Source organism: Streptomyces sp. NBC_01717 (assembly GCF_036248255.1).
Taxonomy (GTDB): domain Bacteria; phylum Actinomycetota; class Actinomycetes; order Streptomycetales; family Streptomycetaceae; genus Streptomyces.
In genome coordinates this window covers 5343270-5359450 of the sequence record NZ_CP109178.1, presented here as the reverse complement: position 1 = coordinate 5359450, position 16181 = coordinate 5343270, and the positions used below count along the sequence as shown (strand labels likewise).

Below are 16181 nucleotides of genomic sequence, written 5' to 3'. Positions count from 1 at the left end.
GATATCCTGATGTTGACGGTGTGACAGTTCATGCACGGTGTCGGCACTGGGGGTGCTGTGGACAGAGAGCTGTACGGGCGCGAGGCGATCTTCGGCAACGACGGACTTGCGGCGCGTCTGACAGGTCTCACCCCCACCGGCTCCGCCAGGGCTGCCTACGAGCACCGCGACGATCCGCCCGTCGTCGTGCTGACCGGCGGGCGCGGCATGGGCAAGACCGCGGTGCTCAAGCAGTTGCGTCATGTGTACCGGGAGATCACCCCGGTCGCCCTGGTCGACTGCGAGGCGGTCGTCCCGCCCGAGGACCCCGGCCCCGGCTGGACTCCGGTCACCGGCGCGCTGCCGGAGCTCGCGGCGCAGCTGACGGTGCGGGTGCATGGAGCGCGGCCGGTGCAGTTCCCGCGGCTGAGTCTCGGGCTGGTGGCGGTCGCCTCGATCTCCTGGAGCCGGGAGGACGAGACCCGGGCACAGCGGGATCTTCAGTCGCTCGGTCCGGTGCTGGCCACGGTCGACACCAAGGGGGGCGCGGCGACCGGCTGGGTCGCGAAGGTGCTGACGAAGCTGGCGGCGAGCGCGTTCGACTCGATGGTTCCGCTGGCGGGGCTGGTCGCGGAGGCGACCGTGGAGACGGTGCTGGAGGAGACGTTCAGCCGGTTCCAGCGGCGGTCGGCGGACTGGTACGGGGGCTATCCGCAGGCGGGTGGCAACGGCCGGATCGGGCTGCGGCAGCTGGCCGTGGACTTCGAGCGCGGCGGCGATCTGCGCCGCCGCGCCGAGGACCATCTGGTGATGGCGCTGGTCGAGGACCTGGTCCGGGCCTACCGGGGTACGGCACGCGGCGCCCGCCGGGGCCGTCCGGTGCTGCTGCTCGACAATGCGCACACGGTGCTGGGGCGGCAGCTGGTCGAGCCGCTGCTGCGGCAGCGCGGCGCCGGGGGCCGCGATCAGATCGCCGTCTTCGCCTCGTCGCGGGCCCGTGACCACGAGGGGCTGAGCCATGCGGTGCGGCACCGGCTGCCCGAGGTGGCGCACGCCTCGCACTGGGCCAGGTCCACGGAGGTGACGTCCGGGATCCTCGCGGTGGACCTCACCCCGCTGACCGCCACGCAGGTGCAGGCGGCGTTCGACCGGTTCGATCCGGCGGGCCGCACCCCGGCCGGACTGGCCCGCGGTGTGCACCGGCTGACGGGCGGGCGCCCGCTCGGGGTGGCGCTGCTCGCGCAGGCGGCGGGTGAGGCGGGGGAAACGGCGGCACTGGTGCCCGGGGCACTGTTCGACTGCACGGTGGAACTGCGCGAGGACCGGCCGCCGGTGCGGGTGGCGGACGAGCTGCTGAAGCAGCTGCTGCCGGGGCAGCGTCCGGACGTCCTGAGTGTGCTGGCCGCCGCGCACGGCGAGGAGTCCGCCCGGCTGCTGGCGCGGACGCGGCTGCGCGGGGTCTCGATGGACGGCGATGTGGCGCTGCTCGTACGGGATGTGCTGCGGTCGGAGGACTGGCAGGTCGGTCCCGACCACTTCGTCGCCGATCCGCTGCTGCGGTCGCTGCTGCTGCACCGGCTGCGGTTCCAGGACGGCGACCACCCGCATTACGCGATGTGGCGTGCGGTGCACGAGTCGCTCCGCACGGCCTATGTGCCCGGGGGCAGCTTCCCGAGCGTCCCGCACCGCCTGCACCAGGAGCTGGTACTGGGCGGGGCCGGGGCCTGTGTGACCCATCTGCGGGTGCAGTTCGCGCTCACCGACGTGATGCGCTGGCTGGGCGCGCTGCGGTTCATCGCCGCCGCGCCGTATCCGCGCGCGCCCGGCAGCGCCGGCCCCGATCCGCGGCGGGCGATCGCCCTGGGGCGGGAGCCGGCCGGTTCGTTGCCGGACGAGGAGACGGGGCTCGCCGGGCTCGACGAGCGGGCGACGGAGCTCCAGCTGCAGCTGGAGCGGCTGCTGCACGCCGTCTGGCTGCTCTCCGATCCGCTGGCGCTGCCTGACGACGAGGTGACCGAGAAGATGGCCTTCGAGCTGCGGCAGCTGTCCGGCAGGCACCCGACGGGCAACAGTGTGCTCTGGGACGCGGCGACGCACTGGCCGCAGGACATCAGGGCGTGGCGGCCGCTCTCCATGCCACCGGGGCCGCCGGCCCGCCCGCCGGCCACCGCGCAGGGACCAGGACGGACACAGGGGGACGGTGGCTCGCATGCGTAATCCGCTGCGTTATCGCGTCTGGTACACGGCCCGGCAGAAGATCGTCACCACGATCGTGGTGGGGGCGCTCGTGATCACCTCCGGGTGGTACGGCGTCGGCCGGCTCACGGCCCCGGAGAACCGGCGGTGCGTGCCGGGCGTCGAGCGTCCGCAGGGCAGTGACGAGTGCATCGGTGTCTCCGGCTCCGGCTACGACTTCGGGATGCCGAAGCTGACCGATGTCGCCGCGGCGATCGGGCGGGAGAACGCCGGACTGAAGCCGGGCCGGTACGTCTCCGTCGCGCTGCTGCTGCCGCTGACGTCGACCGACGGCTCGATGGGCACCAAGATGCGGCGGGAGCTGCAGGGCGCGTTCGCCGAGCAGTACCGGGCCAACCATCTGTCGAACGACCAGGTGCCGAAGATCCGTCTGCTGCTCGCCAACACCGGGAAGAACAACCTGCTCTGGCGCCCCACGGTGGACCGTCTGAAGACGATGACGGGCGCCCCGGACCGGCTGCGGGCCGTGTCGGGAGTGGCCACCAGCAGTACGCAGGTGAAGTCGGCGGTCAAGGAGCTGACCGCCGCGCGCATCGCGGTCGTCGGTTCGACGATCACCGCAGACGACATCGCCAACAGCCCGAAGGGCGACCCGTTCCCGGGGCTGGCCCGGGTCTCCCCCACCAACCGGGACGAGGCGCGCGCCCTCGCCCAGTTCGGCAAGGTGCGGGCCGACAAGGCGCTGCTGGTCCAGGACACCCGTACCGGGGACCACTACACGGACACGCTGAAGGCGGCGTTCGCCGCGCTGGTGAAGGGCACCCGTTACGAGCCGCAGCTGTTCACCTCGCCGAAGGACCCGACCGACGAGGGCACCACGGCCAACACGTTCCAGCAGATCACGCATCTGATCTGCGACTCGGGCGCGGAGACGGTGTTCTTCGCCGGGCGCCACACCCAGCTGCGGCAGTTCATCAATGCACTCGGGGCCCGCGGCTGTCAGAACCGGGCGTTCACCGTGCTCACCGGCGACGAAGGCTCGTATCTCGGTGGCGACAAGAAGCTCGACCGGAACACGCTGCGCCGGAAGGTGACGGTCCGCTACGCCTCGCTCGCGCATCCGGACGCCTGGGCGGCGGGGAAGGGCGGGGCGAAGGAGATGACGGGCGGCTCCCCTGCCGACTACCAGGAGTTCCTGGATCTGCTGGAGGTGGTGGGGAAGAAGCCGGTGGGTCCGATCGGCCCGGCCGGTCGGCAGGATCTGACCGACGGCCAGGTGATCATCGCCTACGACGCGATGGCGACGGCTGTGCACGGCATCCGTCAGGCGACGCCGGGCGGCAAGCGCCTTCCGGAGCCCGCGGACGTGGGCGAGCAGTGGCCACGGGTGAAGGGGTCGTTGCGGGTGTCGGGGGCCAGCGGCTGGATCTGCCTGGACAACCACGGCAACCCGTACAACAAGGCGGTGCCGGTGGTGGAGCTGGCGCCCGAGGACGCCTCGCAGCGGTTCGTGGCGATCGCCTGGCCGGAAGGGAAGCCCCCGGCGCGGAACTGCCTGCCACCGTCGTCCGCCCCCTGACCGCCACCGCCGCCCGGACCGTCAGCCCGCGCCCCGACCGCCGTCCGCCGCGTACCCGTCCCGCAGCTCCTGCCACCGGGTGAGCGTCCCCGCGGACCAGTCGGCGGGACGCCCGTCCAGCGCCTCCACCAGGTACTCGAAGTGGTTGTGCCAGCCCGCCAGGCAGTCCAGCCGCAGAGCGTCGTCGCCGCGGAACTCATTGGTGAAGCGCAGCACCACATGGTCGCCGCGCGGTGGCTCCAGGTGGAAGCGGATCCGGCCGTGCACTCCTTCGAGGGTGTATTCGGCCACCCGCTCGACGTCCCAGGCGGTGACGGTGCCGGAGGCGACCGTGGCATTCCCGTCCTGGTCGGTGTTGAGCCAGCGCAGCGTGATCGCACCGCCGATGCGCGGTTCGAACGGTTCGGCGGCGGCGAGCCAGTCCCGCAGCCCCTCGGAACCGGCAACGGCTGCCCACACCCGTGACACGGGGTGGGGCAGCCGGAGCGTGAACCGCAGGATGTGGCGGTCGCCGTCGGTCTCTGCCGCGCCACGTTCGATCACCGGGTGCGTGTCGCTCATGGTTCCAGCGTGGCCCGGTGGAGCGGGATCCGCACCCGTACGGACGGTGGCGGGTGGCTCAGACGCCGGCGTAGGAGTGCTTGCCGGTGACGAAGATGTTCACGCCGTAGTAGTTGAAGAGCCAGCAGCCGAAGGCGATCAGCGCCAGATACGCGGCCTTACGGCCCTTCCAGCCTGCGGTGGCGCGGGCGTGCAGGTAGCAGGCGTAGGCGACCCACGTGATGAAGGACCAGACCTCCTTGGGGTCCCAGCCCCAGTAGCGGCCCCAGGCGTCGCCCGCCCAGATCGCGCCCGCGATGATCGTGAACGTCCACAGCGGGAAGACTGCGGCGTTGACGCGGTACGAGAACTTGTCGAGGGTCGCCGCGGCGGGCAGCCGGGACAGTACGGACTGGGCGAACGAGCCGGGCTCGACGCCGTTCGCGAGCTTGCTCTCGTAGCTGTCGCGGAACAGGTACAGCAGTGTGCCGACCGCACCGATGTAGAAGACCGCGCCGCAGATGATGGCGGTGGAGACGTGGATCCACAGCCAGTACGAGTGCAGTGCGGGCACCAGCTGGTCGCTGGACGTGTAGAGCACGGTGGTCGCGATGCCGAGGTCCAGCAGGACGGTCGTGACCAGCAGCAGGCCCATCCAGCGGACGTTCTTCTTCAGCGCGAGCAGGATCAGGTACGCGGCGACGGCCACCGTGGAGAAGGTGATCGAGAACTCGTACATGTTGCCCCAGGGGGCACGCTGCACGGAGAGCGCGCGGGCGACGACCCCGCCGGTCTGGACGAGGAAGGCGAGCACGGTCATGGAGACCGCGATCCGCCCCCAGAGATCACCCTTGAACGTGCCGCCGGCGGCGCCGGGCCCGTCCGGGACATCGCGCGAACCGGCGGCGGAACGCGTAATGATCTTCGGTCGGTCCAGTACGGCAGTGGCGCCACCCTTCTGCGCGACCTGGACCTGGATCTTCGCCGAGGAGGCGCCGACGGCTCCGGCCCCGGTCAGCGCGGCGGCGGTGCGGCCGACCTTGCTGCGGCTGCCGAACACCCACTCCGCGATGTGCGCGAAGAAGGCAATGGTGTAGACGGCCATCGACGAATAGATCAGCACATTGCTGGTGTGTGCCAGATTCTCGTTGGTTGCGGCGGCGAGATTCACTTCTCAGCCCCTTCGGCAGGTTCTTCGGAAAGTGCTTCGGCAGATGCGTCGTCGGGCGCGGTGGGCGCCATGTCATTGAGTGTGACCGCGAGATCGGCCAGCTCCTCGGGAAGCTTCGCGGACTCGCTGCGGCCCAGGCCCGCCATCTCGACGACGGTGACGCCGTCCGCCCCGCGTACGGCCCGGACCCAGACCCGGCGCCGCTGGATGAACAATGACCCGGCCAGACCGGCGATGGCCCCGATGGCTCCGGTGAGCGCCCAGCCGCTGGCGGGCTGTTGCGAGATCTGGAAGCTGGCCCATTGCTCGATTCCCTCGAAGGTGATCGATCCGGCGCCGTCCGGCAGCTTCATCGTCTCGCCGGGCAGCAGCCGCTGCTTCAGCTTGTCGCCCTTGCTGTCCTTGAACGCCTTCATCTTCGAGGTGTTCAGCTGGTACACGTTCTGCGGCAGTCCGGAGTCGACACCGAGGCTGCCGTGGTACCCGTTGAGGGCCAGTACCGGGAAGTCCGCGGCCGGGAACTGGGAGAACATCGTCCCCTTGCCGTTGCCCGCGAACGTCGGCACGAAGAAGGCCTGGAAGCCCAGCTGGTCCTTCTTGCCGTTCTTGTCGCGGTAGCCGTCCATCACCTTGATCGCGCCCGTCGAGGTGACGTTGCTGTCGATCGGCAGCAGCGGAACGGCGGCCTTGTAGACCTCCTTGCCCTTGCCGTCCTTGACGGAGACGACGGGGGCGTAGCCGTGCCCGATCAGATAGACCTTGGAGCCGTCGACCACCAGCGGCTCGTTGACCTTGATGACGGCCTTCTTCGGCTTGCCGTACGCACCCTCGGAGTACGTGACGTGGGCCTCGTACTTGCGTGGGGTGCCGATCTGCGGGCCGTTGCGCTCGTACGTGCCGACGAACTTGTCGAGGGTGAAGCTGAACGGGGCGAGCGAGTCCGTGTCGTACAGCGATCCGGACTTGAAGTCGTCGTACTGGGTCAGCGTGTTGGAGAAGCCGTCGCCGTCGACGATCAGCTTGCCGCCCTCGGACTTGAAGAGCTGCCCGGTGGCGAAGGCCACCAGCATGACGATCAGCGCGACGTGGAACATCAGGTTCCCGGCCTCGCGCAGATAGCCCTTCTCGGCGGCGACCGCATCGCCGTCCGCGTGCGCCCGGAAGCGCCGCTTGCGCATGATCACGAGCGCGGCCTCGCGGACCTGCTCGGGCTCGGCGGCGGTGCGCCACGTCGTGTACGCGGGCAGCCGGGTCAGCCTCTTCGGGGCGCCCGGCGGCCGGCTGCGCAGCTGGCCGATGAACTGGCCGGTGCGCGGCACGATGCAGCCGATGAGGGAGACGAACAGCAGGATGTAGATCGCGGAGAACCACACCGAGCTGTAGACGTCGAAGAACTGGAGCTTCTCGTAGATCGGCGTGACGGTGGTGTGGGCTTCCTTGAAGGTCTGCACCTTCAGCTCGTCCACGCTGTTCTGCGGGATCAGCGAGCCGGGGATGGCCCCGAGCGAGAGCAGGAAGAGCAGGATCAGCGCGACCCGCATCGAGGTGAGCTGGCGCCAGAACCAGCGCACCCAGCCGATGACGCCCATGGCGGGCAGTGCGGTCAGGGCTTCTTCGCGCGGCGCCGTGGAGAGCTGCGAGCCGGCCGCGCCGAGCTCGGCCGCGTTCTCCCGCTCCTGTCGGCTCTCGCGCTCGCGCTCGTCGGCCGCGTCGGTCTTGGTGTTGCTCATGGAACTCAGATCCCCACCGTGAAGCCGTTGGACCAGCCCTGCAGTTCCTGCATCATGCTGCTCCACACACCGGTCAGCAGGAGCAGGCCGGTCACGATCATCATTGCGCCGCCGATCCGCATGACCCATACGTAGTGGCGCTTGACCCATCCGAAGGCACCGAGCGCCTTACGGAAGGCGACTGCGGCCAGCACGAACGGCAGGCCGAGTCCGAGACAGTACGCGAGGGTCAGTACGGCCCCGCGCCCGGCGGTCCCCTGTTCGAGGGCGAGCGTCTGCACAGAAGTGAGCGTCGGGCCGAGGCACGGCGTCCAGCCGACCCCGAACAGCACCCCGAGCAGCGGCGCTCCGGCGAGGCCGGACACCGGCCGCTTGTGGATGCGGAACTCGCGCTGGGTCATCCAGGGCATCAGCCCCATGAAGAAGACGCCCATCAGGATCATCAGGACGCCGAGAATCTTGGAGATGACCTCGCTGTGATCCTGCAGCCGCTGCCCGAAATAGCCGAAGAGCGCACCACCGGAGACGAACACGGCGGAGAAGCCGAGCACGAAGAGCGAGGCGCCGACGACCATGCGCCCCCGTCTGGCCTGGGCCAGATCGGTCCCGCTGACCCCGGTGACGTACGAGAGGTAGCCGGGCACCAGCGGCAGCACGCACGGCGAGAAGAACGAGACCAGTCCGCCGAGTACGGCGATGGGCAGGGCCACCAGAAGGGCCCCGTTGAACACGGTCGTGTTCATACCGGTCGCGGCGAGCGTGAGCACGTGATCACTTCTCCGCGATCAGCGGGTCGATCATCTTGTGGAGCTTGACGTCGTCGAGGGCGACGAGGGTGCGGGCCGCGATCTTCCCGTCCCGGTCGATGACCACGGTCGACGGAATGGCCTGCGGGTTCAGCGTCCCCTTGGGGAAGCGGAGGATGAGCTTGCCGATCGGGTCGAAGAAGCTCGGGTAGGTGATGCCGTTGTCCTTCTCGAAGTTCACCGCCGGGCCCTTCTCGGCGTCCCGGGTGTTGATCCCGATGAACTGGACTCCCTGGCTCGCGGTCTCCTTCGACACCTTCGCGAAGTGCTTGGCCTCCAGCCGGCAGGGGCCGCACCACGAGCCCCATACGTTCAGCACGACGACCTTGCCCTTGTAGTCGGCGACGTCGAGGGGCTTGCCGTCCAGCGCCGCCCCGTCGAGCTTCGGCGCGTCCTGGCGGTCCGCCTCGGCCACGGTGGAGATCCCGCCACTGCCGGTGACGAAGTGGGAGTTGCCGCCACCGCCGGCCTTGTTGCCGTCACCACCGCAGGCCGTCAGGGTCAGCGCCAGCGCGGCGGCCGCTGCGGGGGCGGCGAGCAGGGTGAAGCGGCGTCGGGGTGCGCGGCCAAAGCTCATGTGAAAAGTTTCGCATGGCGGTTTCGGGGATCTTGCGCACCCCCCTCGGTGCCCGTAAAGACCGTTGTCAGGCCTGTTTAAAGAAGGTGTTCCAGCCACCGCCGGGCGACTCGCCGACCTCGAGGGTACGGAGCTTCGCAAGCACGGCCGGGTCCTGGACATCGAGCCAGTCGACGAACTGCCGGAACGAGACGAGCCGCACATCCGGCTTCCCCGCGATCCTTTTGATGGTCTCCTCGACCGCATCCATATAGATGCCACCGTTCCACACCTCGAAGTGGTTGCCGATGTAGAACGGTGCACGATTCGTCTTGTACGCCCGCTCGAAACCGGCGAGATACGACTGTATGGCCTGCTCACGCCAGGCCGGAAAACGCGACGGTATTCCCTGGGTGGAGTTCTTCGACTGGTTGGCAAGGATGTTGTAGTCCATCGACAGCACTTCGAACGAGTGCCCTGGAAACGGTATGGCCTGGAGCGGAAGATCCCACAGCCCCTGGCGCTTCTCCGGCCAGATCTGGGTGCCGCCGGGCGAACTCGCGTCGTAGCGCCACCCCAGTTTGCGCGCGGTGGGCAGCAGATTGTCCTGGCCCAGCAGACAGGGCGTGCGGGCGCCTATGAGTTCCTTGCGGTAATCGAAAGGCAGCGGGTCGAGATCGGTCCAACCGGTATTGGTGCGCCATTCGGTGACGAAGGAGACCGCCTGATCGACTTCGTTCTCCCACTGGTCGGGCGTCCAGTGGGCGACCGATCCGGAACCGGCACAGAAATGCCCGTTGAAGTGCGTGCCTATCTCATGACCGTCCAGCCAGGCCCGGCGTACCTGGTCCAGCGTCGCCTTGATGTGATCATCGGTGAGATATCCGATGTCGGAGGCGCCGATGGCGTTGTTCGGCGGTCGGTACAGGGACTTCTTCGACTCGGGCAGCAGATAGAGACCGGAGAGGAAGAAGGTCATCGCCGCGTCGTGGTCCTTGGCGAGTTCGAGAAAACGCGCGAAGAGCCCGGTGCCGACCTCGCCCGCCCCGTCCCAGGAAAAGATCACGAACTGCGGCGGGGTCTGCCCGGGTTCCAGCGGGACCGGCGCGGCAGGCTGGTTCGGCTGCTCTCCGGTGTCAGCGGTGGAACCGTCCCCGATCTCCCGCACGTCCTTGTCCCCGGCACCGCTTCCCTCGGCCTTGCCGCCCGACCGCTCCCCGGTGCCGGAGCCCGGCCCGCCCCTCACGGCAGAGTCCAGGGAACCGCAGCCCGCCATCCCGATGGCAGCCGCCGCTCCCAGTCCGGCGGTGAGCAGACTCCTTCGGCTGATATCGCGCATGGCATCCCCATCTGCGGTCGTTTTGGCCCAACTCCATACAAACTGGCGAAGGCTTAGATGGGTTGAACAGCACGGTGGTTCCGCCGATCGGCACATGACTCCCGTCGAGACCCGCCCCCACCCGACGCCGGCCGGACGCGGCGCGGGCCCCGGCCGACGGATCGGCGGGGCCCGCAGAGTTGGCAGAGGGAAGGATCTAGGCTCCGAACGCCTTGGACTTCCCCTTCACCGGCTTGGCACCGGCCAGCAGATGCGCAGGCACCAGATCGCGGGCCGGCTCGGTGTAGCCGACTGAGACGATCTTGTCGCCCTGGTACGTGAAGGTGGTCAGCGAGGCGAGCGTGCACTGCCGCTTGCGCGGGTCGTGCCAGAGCCGCCGCCGCTCGACGAAGCTCCGGACGATCCAGATCGGCAGCTGATGGCTGACGCAGACCGCCTCGTGCCCGCGGGCCGCGTCGCGCGCGGCGTCGAGGGCGCCCATCATCCGTACGACCTGCTCGATGTACGGCTCGCCCCAGGACGGGCGGAACGGGTTGGTGAGGTGCTTCCAGTTGTCCGGCTTGCGCAGCGCACCGTCGCCGACCCCGAAGGTCTTGCCCTCGAAGACGTTGGCCGCCTCGATCAGCCGCTCGTCCGTGGCCAGGTCGATGCCGTGCGTCTTGGCGATCGGTGTCGCCGTCTCCTGGGCGCGCTCCAGCGGGGAGGCGACGACATGGGTGATGTCGCGCTTCTCCAGGTGCTCGGCCACCCGGTCGGCCATCTGCCGGCCGAGTTCGGAGAGGTGGTAGCCGGGGCGCCGTCCGTAGAGCACACCCTCGGGGTTGTGCACCTCCCCGTGACGCATCAGATGGACGACGGTGATGCCCTTGTCGGCCGGGCTCATGCGGTGGCCTCCGATGCGGCGCGGGCGGCGGCCGGCAGCGCGGCGGCGATCCGCTCGACGGCCTGCGTGTCGTGGGCGGTGGAGACGAACCAGGACTCGAACGCGGACGGCGGCAGATAGACGCCCTGCGCCAGCATCGAGTGGAAGAAGGCGGTGAAGCGGAAGGCTTCCTGCTTCTTGGCGTCCTCGTAGTTCCGCACCGGCTGGTCCGTGAAGAACACGGAGAACATGTTGCTGGCCGCGGACACCGTGTGCGCCACGCCCTCCTTGGTGAACGCCTCGCTCACCAGGGCCTGGATCTCCGCGGAGACCGCGTCGACCTTCGCGTACGCCGCGTCGTCGAGCAGCCGCAGCTGGGCGAGCCCGGCGGCGGTGGCGACCGGGTTACCGGAGAGGGTGCCCGCCTGGTAGACGGGGCCGACGGGGGCGAGGTGCGCCATCACATCGGCGCGCCCGCCGAAGGCCGCGGCCGGGAAGCCGCCGCCCATGACCTTGCCGAAGGTCATCAGGTCGGGCCGCACCCCGTCGACGCCGAACCAGCCGGCCTTCGAGGTACGGAATCCGGTCATGACCTCGTCGGAGATGTACAGCGCACCGTTGGCGGCGCAGATCTCCTTGAGCCCGGCGTTGAAGCCGTCCAGCGGCGGCACTACGCCCATGTTGCCCGGCGACGCCTCGGTGATCACACAGGCGATCTCGCCGGGGTGCGCGGCGAAGGCGGTCCGCACGGCCTCCAGGTCGTTGTACGGCAGCACGATCGTGTCGCCGGCCTGCGCGCCCGTGACCCCGGGGGTATCCGGAAGACCGAAGGTCGCGACCCCGGACCCGGCGGCGGCGAGCAGCGCGTCCACGTGCCCGTGGTAGCAGCCGGCGAACTTCACGACCTTCGCACGGCCGGTGAACCCCCGCGCCAGCCGGATCGCGGACATGGTCGCCTCGGTGCCGGACGACACCAGCCGTACCTGCTCCACGGGCTCGATCCGGGCCACGATCTCCTCGGCGAGCGCGACCTCGCCCTCACCGGGCGTACCGAACGAGGTGCCGCGGGCGACAGCCTCCTGGACTGCGGCGATGACCTCGGGGTGGGAATGGCCGAGGATCATCGGCCCCCACGAGCACACGAGGTCGACATACTCACGCCCGTCGGCGTCGGTGAGGTACGGACCGGCACCGGACACCATGAAGCGGGGCGTACCGCCCACGGCCCGGAAGGCACGTACGGGAGAGTTCACGCCGCCGGGCGTCACGAGGGACGCCCGGTCGAAAAGCGTCTGCGAAACTGGGGCTTCGTATGAATACGGCACTTTGGTCCTGATCTGCGATTCGGGAGGTCGGGGGGCCGGGCCGGAAATCCGGCCGCCAATGAGCAGGAAGCGTGATCTCCTCGTATGACGAAAGGGCGTCAGCCCTCTCTCGTCTGCGAAACTGGGGCGTCATAGGGAAAGCTCACACAAGCCATGGTGTCAGAGCCACCGACGGTCTTGCGGACGGGTGTTTCACACCACGCCCGTGGGGGAGGTCACTGACACGATGATCGGGTTGCGCGGCGGGGGCTGTGTCTCCTAAGTAGTAGTCGGGTGGATGAGATATGCATCGCGGTGGCGGAGTGGGCGAAGGGACCGACGACCTGGGGCCCGAGCCTGCCCGGCGAGGTCGGCACCGGCGTGAGGCTGAGCGCAAGCAGGGCATACATCAGGCCGGCAGTGCACAGGCCGGGAGCAGGAGTGGTGGTCGGGTGGGGGTGACTTACAAATATTTCGGGGCCCCCGACGGGGCCACTGCCGCACGCGTGCCCATTTCGATGCGTCCCGAGGAACTCGGCGGTGACGAGCTGGGCATGGGCGGCATGTTCAGCAAGATCAAGCCGGAGACGGTCGCGGCCATGGTGCTCACCGGCATCCAGGGCATACCCCTGCACAAGGTCCCCCCGCTGGAACTGGTCGTCCTGCACCCCGACTACGCGGTGGTCAAGCTTCCGATGACGGTCGTCGACCCGCTGCGCGACGTCGGCGAGGAGTCGGTCGGCGCTGCGGCCTTCATCTGGTCCACGGTCCCGGACCGCGGCGGCCCGCGTGACGCGTTCAACGTCTACCAGCTGCTCCACGAGTGGCAGGATTTCAGCCATCGTCTGCATGACGCGGGGCACCAGGCGTACTGCTTGGTGTGGCCCTGAGCCGATCCTGATCCGGCCCTGGGCGTGCGCCGGCCTGGTCCCGGTCCTGCCGCGGACGTGCCCTGCCCTCGTCCCGGTCCCGTCCTGACCTGGTCCTGAGCCGGTTCCGACGCCACCCCGTAGCGCGGCTGTCACCCCGGGGCTCTACGGTTCTCCCCTGTTCTCGTGCACGCTGCACGCTGCACGTTCGGGAGGGGACCCATGACCACCAGTGCCGCATCCGCTCGCCTTGTCGCCACGCTCACCGCACCCCTGGACCGGGATCGTGACGCCGCGTACGCGCCGTCCGTCCTGCGGTGGCCGGATCGCCGTCTGCTGATTCAGCGCGGCGATTTCGAGGCGGTCGCCGTCGACCTGGACGACCCGTCCGCCCCGCAGACCCGCTTCCCGGCCCCCTGGCCGCGTCGCTTCGGTACGTTCACGGTGGCGCCGGGCGGGGATCTCGCGGTCTTCGCGGGGGTGCATTCGGTACGCGCCGTGGATCCGGCGGGGGCGGTGCGCTGGGAGGTTCGGCACGGTTGCTGGGAGGGCGGTTGCCGCATCCTGCACGAGTCGTTCGACGAGTACGCGGACAGCCGGTCACACCTGTACGCGGACAGCGGCTCGGCGGTGTTCTCGGCGGACGGGTCGCTCGTGTGGGCCCACGTCCGCGGCCCCGTGGCGACGGCCGGGCCGGATCCGGAGGCACTCGACGAGTGGCTGGTCATCGATGCCGCCGACGGGCGGGTGCTGGGGCGGGCGGACGCGGAGACCGTGGCGGCGGGCTCGGAGCACGTACCGCATCCCGATCCGGCGCAGATGGGGCTGAGCGTCGGCGAGGGCCAGGACGGGGCGCCGCTGCTGTGGGGGCGGTGGGACGGGACGGAGCTGTCCGTGGAGCACTTCGGCGAGGAGGAGCGGATCCTGACCTCCGTGAGCCCCACGGGCGAGCACTTCCTGACAGTGGCTCACGATCTGGACTCGCTGGCTCTGCACCGGGTCTCGGACGGTGCGGTGGTGGCCGAGATCGAGGCCGCGGACGCCGTCCCGCGTCACCCCGACGCGGACCCGGACGACTTCGACGCCGACGATGTGATGTGGGACTACGAGTGCGGGTTCGTGGACAAGGAGACGGCCATCTCCAGTACGGATCAGGACGAGGAGTGCGGGCCGGTGCGGCACTGGCTGCTGGACGCGACGGGGATGCGCCCGGCCGGTCAGGTCGCGTACCCCTTCCCGGTCTCCGGCACTCCGACGGCTCTCGGCGACGGCACCTGGTACACGGTGTCCGGGAGCGGGGACGCCGTGCACCTGTGGGCCTTGGACTCGTAAGCCGCCATACGCCCATATTCCGCCATTCATTGGCCGAAGAATGATCTTCAGCAGACCTGCCGGCCCTGCCGATGTACCCCATACAGCCGATACGCCGGTGCGGTCGGTGTGCGAGGCATCGACATCGAGGAGGCCTGCTCGTGGGCGACATTCTGCTGCCCCTGTCCATCCCGGTCCTGGTCTTCGCCGTGGGGATCTACGCAGGGTGCGAGACGTGGTGGCGGCGCCGGCATCCGGCGCCGCCGTCCCCGTACACCCATCAGGCGGCGCGCCTCTCCGAGCGCGGGATGGTCGCGTCCGCCGAGGAGATCGTCGACGGGGCGCACGCGAGGCTGGAGGGGATCTACGGCACCTCAGGAGGGACGATTCCGGCCACGGGGGCCACGGGAGTCAGGGGCGCCTCGGGAGCCACCGGCGTCTCGGGAGCCCCGGGGCTCACGCCCGAGGCGGTTGCCAGCCCGGGTCGCGGCCGGTCACAGCCAGCATCCGCTCGAAGGGGCTAGCACCGTCCGGCACGGGGAAGGGCTCACCGAACACCTTGGCCTTCCGCGCATTCGGAGCCATCTCGGCGAGCCCGGGACCGAGTTCGCCCACCACCGCCTCGTCGGGGACGAATTCCTGACCGGTGGCCCGTGCCAGGTCCCACGCGTGCACGGTCAGGTCGCCCAGCACCATCCGCGCGACGGTTCTGGCGGGGAACCCCATGGAACCCGCGGTCCCCTCGTCCGCACCCGGCGCGTCCCACGCCGCCACCAGCTTGGCCGTCTCCTCGCCGAAGCGGCCCCGCCAGTCCCCGGTGACCGCGGTCGGCTTCGCACCGAAGTCCGGCTCCTCTCTGGCCGCCAGGGCCTGGAAGTTGACGACCACTTGGAAGAGGTGGTCGATCAGGGCCCGCACGTCGTACTCCGTGCACGGCGTGGGGTCACCCAGTCGACCGTCGTCGATGCCGCGCACGACGGGAGCAGCGCTGTCGGCGGCCGCAGCCAGCAGTTCACTGATTTTCTTCATGCTGCGACCGTCCGCCCGGCGGCGGCCCGTGTCTTGAATAAACGCGACACCACCGATACGAACGTATGTTCGCCATAGGATCGCTTTCATGTCTGCTCCTCGACGCGACACCCGGGGCATCGTCGACGCCCGCGAACTCTTCTCGCATGTGCACTTCCGCCGGCGTGAGCCCGCACCCGGACTACGGGCGCAGGTGGCGTTCTACTGGCTGATCGACTGGGACCTGCCGGAGCCGTACACCTCGCACGTGGTGCCGCACCCGTCGGTGAACCTGGTCTTCCAGCGCCACGAGAGCAGCGGCGAGGCCGCCTTCGCGGAGGTCGCGGGCATCGGACTCGAACTCTTCGCCCAGAAGCTGGAGGGCCGGGGACGGGTGTGCGCGGTGAAGTTCCGGCCGGGCGGCTTCCGGCCGTTCGCACCGGGCCGCCCCGTGTCGGAGTGGACGGGCCGACGGCTCCTGGCCCACGAAGTCCTCGCCGTACCCGCCCCTGTGGCGGCCGTGCTGGACCCGGCCCAGGAGGACGCGCGGGTCGCCGCGCTGGACGCGTACCTGCTGGCACTCGCCCCGGAACCGGACCCGCAGGCCGAGCGCGCGATGGCCCTGGTCGAGCGGGTCCGCACCGACCGCTCGATGCGCCGGGTCGACGAACTCGCCCGGACCGAAGGGCTGTCGGCACGCTCGCTGCAACGGCTCTTCGCCACGTACGTGGGCGTCGGCCCCAAGTGGGTGATCCTCCGCTACCGCATCCACGAGGCGCTGGAACGCGCCGAGTCGGACCCCGAAGTGGACTGGGCGGAGCTGGCCGCGGACCTCGGCTACAGCGACCAGGCGCACCTGACCAGGGACTTCACGTCGACGATCGGCGCCCCACCGACGGCACTCGCCACCCGTTGACGGTCGGTGCCGGTG

14 protein-coding genes are annotated in these 16181 nt (G+C 69.7%); 5 read left to right on the top strand and 9 right to left on the bottom strand.

Annotated features, from left to right (window positions below; genetic code table 11):
• Positions 1-57 precede the first annotated feature (57 nt).
• Positions 58-2196 carry a hypothetical protein gene (locus OHB49_RS24300; protein ID WP_329162974.1) on the top strand — a complete coding sequence of 713 codons (2139 nt, stop codon included), beginning with the start codon at positions 58-60 and terminating at the stop codon, positions 2194-2196.
• Positions 2189-3754, top strand: a complete 1566-nt coding sequence (locus OHB49_RS24295) for an ABC transporter substrate-binding protein (protein ID WP_329162972.1) — start codon at positions 2189-2191, stop codon at positions 3752-3754. The genes OHB49_RS24300 and OHB49_RS24295 overlap by 8 nt, the downstream gene beginning before the upstream one ends.
• Positions 3755-3775: 21 nt before the next feature.
• On the opposite strand, the gene OHB49_RS24290 is transcribed toward OHB49_RS24295, so the two are convergent.
• From OHB49_RS24290 to hemL, 8 genes are all read right to left on the bottom strand, one after another.
• The gene (locus OHB49_RS24290) at positions 3776-4315 is read right to left on the bottom strand and encodes an SRPBCC domain-containing protein (RefSeq protein WP_329162970.1); all 540 of its coding nucleotides are present in this window, start codon (positions 4313-4315) and stop codon (positions 3776-3778) included.
• A 58-nt stretch (positions 4316-4373) separates the two neighbouring features.
• Positions 4374-5465, bottom strand: coding sequence for a c-type cytochrome biogenesis protein CcsB (ccsB, locus tag OHB49_RS24285; RefSeq protein WP_030974313.1), 1092 nt, complete (start codon positions 5463-5465; stop codon positions 4374-4376).
• Positions 5462-7195: a cytochrome c biogenesis protein ResB gene (gene resB / locus OHB49_RS24280; protein WP_329162967.1), complete on the bottom strand. Its 1734-nt coding sequence runs from the start codon at positions 7193-7195 to the stop codon at positions 5462-5464. Before resB ends, ccsB begins: the two co-directional genes overlap by 4 nt.
• 5 nt (positions 7196-7200) lie before the next feature.
• Positions 7201-7938 carry a cytochrome c biogenesis CcdA family protein gene (locus tag OHB49_RS24275; RefSeq protein ID WP_078852814.1) on the bottom strand — a complete coding sequence of 246 codons (738 nt, stop codon included), beginning with the start codon at positions 7936-7938 and terminating at the stop codon, positions 7201-7203.
• 28 nt (positions 7939-7966) lie between these two features.
• Positions 7967-8578 (bottom strand): TlpA family protein disulfide reductase, encoded by a 612-nt coding sequence (locus OHB49_RS24270; protein ID WP_329162965.1) that lies wholly within the window; start codon positions 8576-8578, stop codon positions 7967-7969.
• A 67-nt stretch (positions 8579-8645) separates the two neighbouring features.
• Positions 8646-9896 carry a hypothetical protein gene (locus OHB49_RS24265; protein ID WP_329162963.1) on the bottom strand — a complete coding sequence of 417 codons (1251 nt, stop codon included), beginning with the start codon at positions 9894-9896 and terminating at the stop codon, positions 8646-8648.
• A 196-nt stretch (positions 9897-10092) separates the two neighbouring features.
• Positions 10093-10779: a histidine phosphatase family protein gene (locus OHB49_RS24260; protein ID WP_329162961.1), complete on the bottom strand. Its 687-nt coding sequence runs from the start codon at positions 10777-10779 to the stop codon at positions 10093-10095.
• Positions 10776-12083 (bottom strand): glutamate-1-semialdehyde 2,1-aminomutase, encoded by a 1308-nt coding sequence (hemL, locus tag OHB49_RS24255; RefSeq protein ID WP_329162960.1) that lies wholly within the window; start codon positions 12081-12083, stop codon positions 10776-10778. Before hemL ends, OHB49_RS24260 begins: the two co-directional genes overlap by 4 nt.
• Before the next feature lie 284 nt (positions 12084-12367).
• On the opposite strand from hemL, the gene OHB49_RS24250 reads away from it, so the two are divergent.
• Positions 12368-12952 (top strand): hypothetical protein, encoded by a 585-nt coding sequence (locus OHB49_RS24250; protein ID WP_078852811.1) that lies wholly within the window; start codon positions 12368-12370, stop codon positions 12950-12952.
• 201 nt (positions 12953-13153) lie between these two features.
• Complete coding sequence (locus tag OHB49_RS24245; protein ID WP_329162958.1) at positions 13154-14263, top strand: hypothetical protein; 1110 nt, start codon at positions 13154-13156, stop codon at positions 14261-14263.
• Positions 14264-14698: 435 nt separating this feature from the next.
• On the opposite strand, the gene OHB49_RS24240 is transcribed toward OHB49_RS24245, so the two are convergent.
• A complete protein-coding gene (locus OHB49_RS24240) occupies positions 14699-15271 on the bottom strand; it encodes a TIGR03086 family metal-binding protein (protein WP_329162957.1) in 573 nt (190 codons plus the stop codon).
• Between the two features lie 88 nt (positions 15272-15359).
• Between OHB49_RS24240 and OHB49_RS24235 the strand changes: the two genes are divergently transcribed.
• Complete coding sequence (locus tag OHB49_RS24235) at positions 15360-16166, top strand: helix-turn-helix domain-containing protein (protein WP_329162955.1); 807 nt, start codon at positions 15360-15362, stop codon at positions 16164-16166.
• Positions 16167-16181: the final 15 nt, after the last annotated feature.

What these genes read in the sequence shown, in the direction of transcription:
- OHB49_RS24295 (WP_329162972.1), top strand. Translation starts at nt 2,189, where the DNA reads ATGCGTAATCCGCTGCGTTATCGCGTCTGGTACACGGCCCGGCAGAAG.
- OHB49_RS24290 (WP_329162970.1), bottom strand. Translation starts at nt 4,315, where the DNA reads ATGAGCGACACGCACCCGGTGATCGAACGTGGCGCGGCAGAGACCGAC.
- resB (WP_329162967.1), bottom strand. Translation starts at nt 7,195, where the DNA reads ATGAGCAACACCAAGACCGACGCGGCCGACGAGCGCGAGCGCGAGAGC.
- OHB49_RS24275 (WP_078852814.1), bottom strand. Translation starts at nt 7,938, where the DNA reads ATGAACACGACCGTGTTCAACGGGGCCCTTCTGGTGGCCCTGCCCATC.
- OHB49_RS24270 (WP_329162965.1), bottom strand. Translation starts at nt 8,578, where the DNA reads ATGAGCTTTGGCCGCGCACCCCGACGCCGCTTCACCCTGCTCGCCGCC.
- OHB49_RS24265 (WP_329162963.1), bottom strand. Translation starts at nt 9,896, where the DNA reads ATGCGCGATATCAGCCGAAGGAGTCTGCTCACCGCCGGACTGGGAGCG.
- OHB49_RS24260 (WP_329162961.1), bottom strand. Translation starts at nt 10,779, where the DNA reads ATGAGCCCGGCCGACAAGGGCATCACCGTCGTCCATCTGATGCGTCAC.
- OHB49_RS24250 (WP_078852811.1), top strand. Translation starts at nt 12,368, where the DNA reads ATGCATCGCGGTGGCGGAGTGGGCGAAGGGACCGACGACCTGGGGCCC.
- OHB49_RS24245 (WP_329162958.1), top strand. Translation starts at nt 13,154, where the DNA reads ATGACCACCAGTGCCGCATCCGCTCGCCTTGTCGCCACGCTCACCGCA.
- OHB49_RS24240 (WP_329162957.1), bottom strand. Translation starts at nt 15,271, where the DNA reads ATGAAGAAAATCAGTGAACTGCTGGCTGCGGCCGCCGACAGCGCTGCT.
- OHB49_RS24235 (WP_329162955.1), top strand. Translation starts at nt 15,360, where the DNA reads ATGTCTGCTCCTCGACGCGACACCCGGGGCATCGTCGACGCCCGCGAA.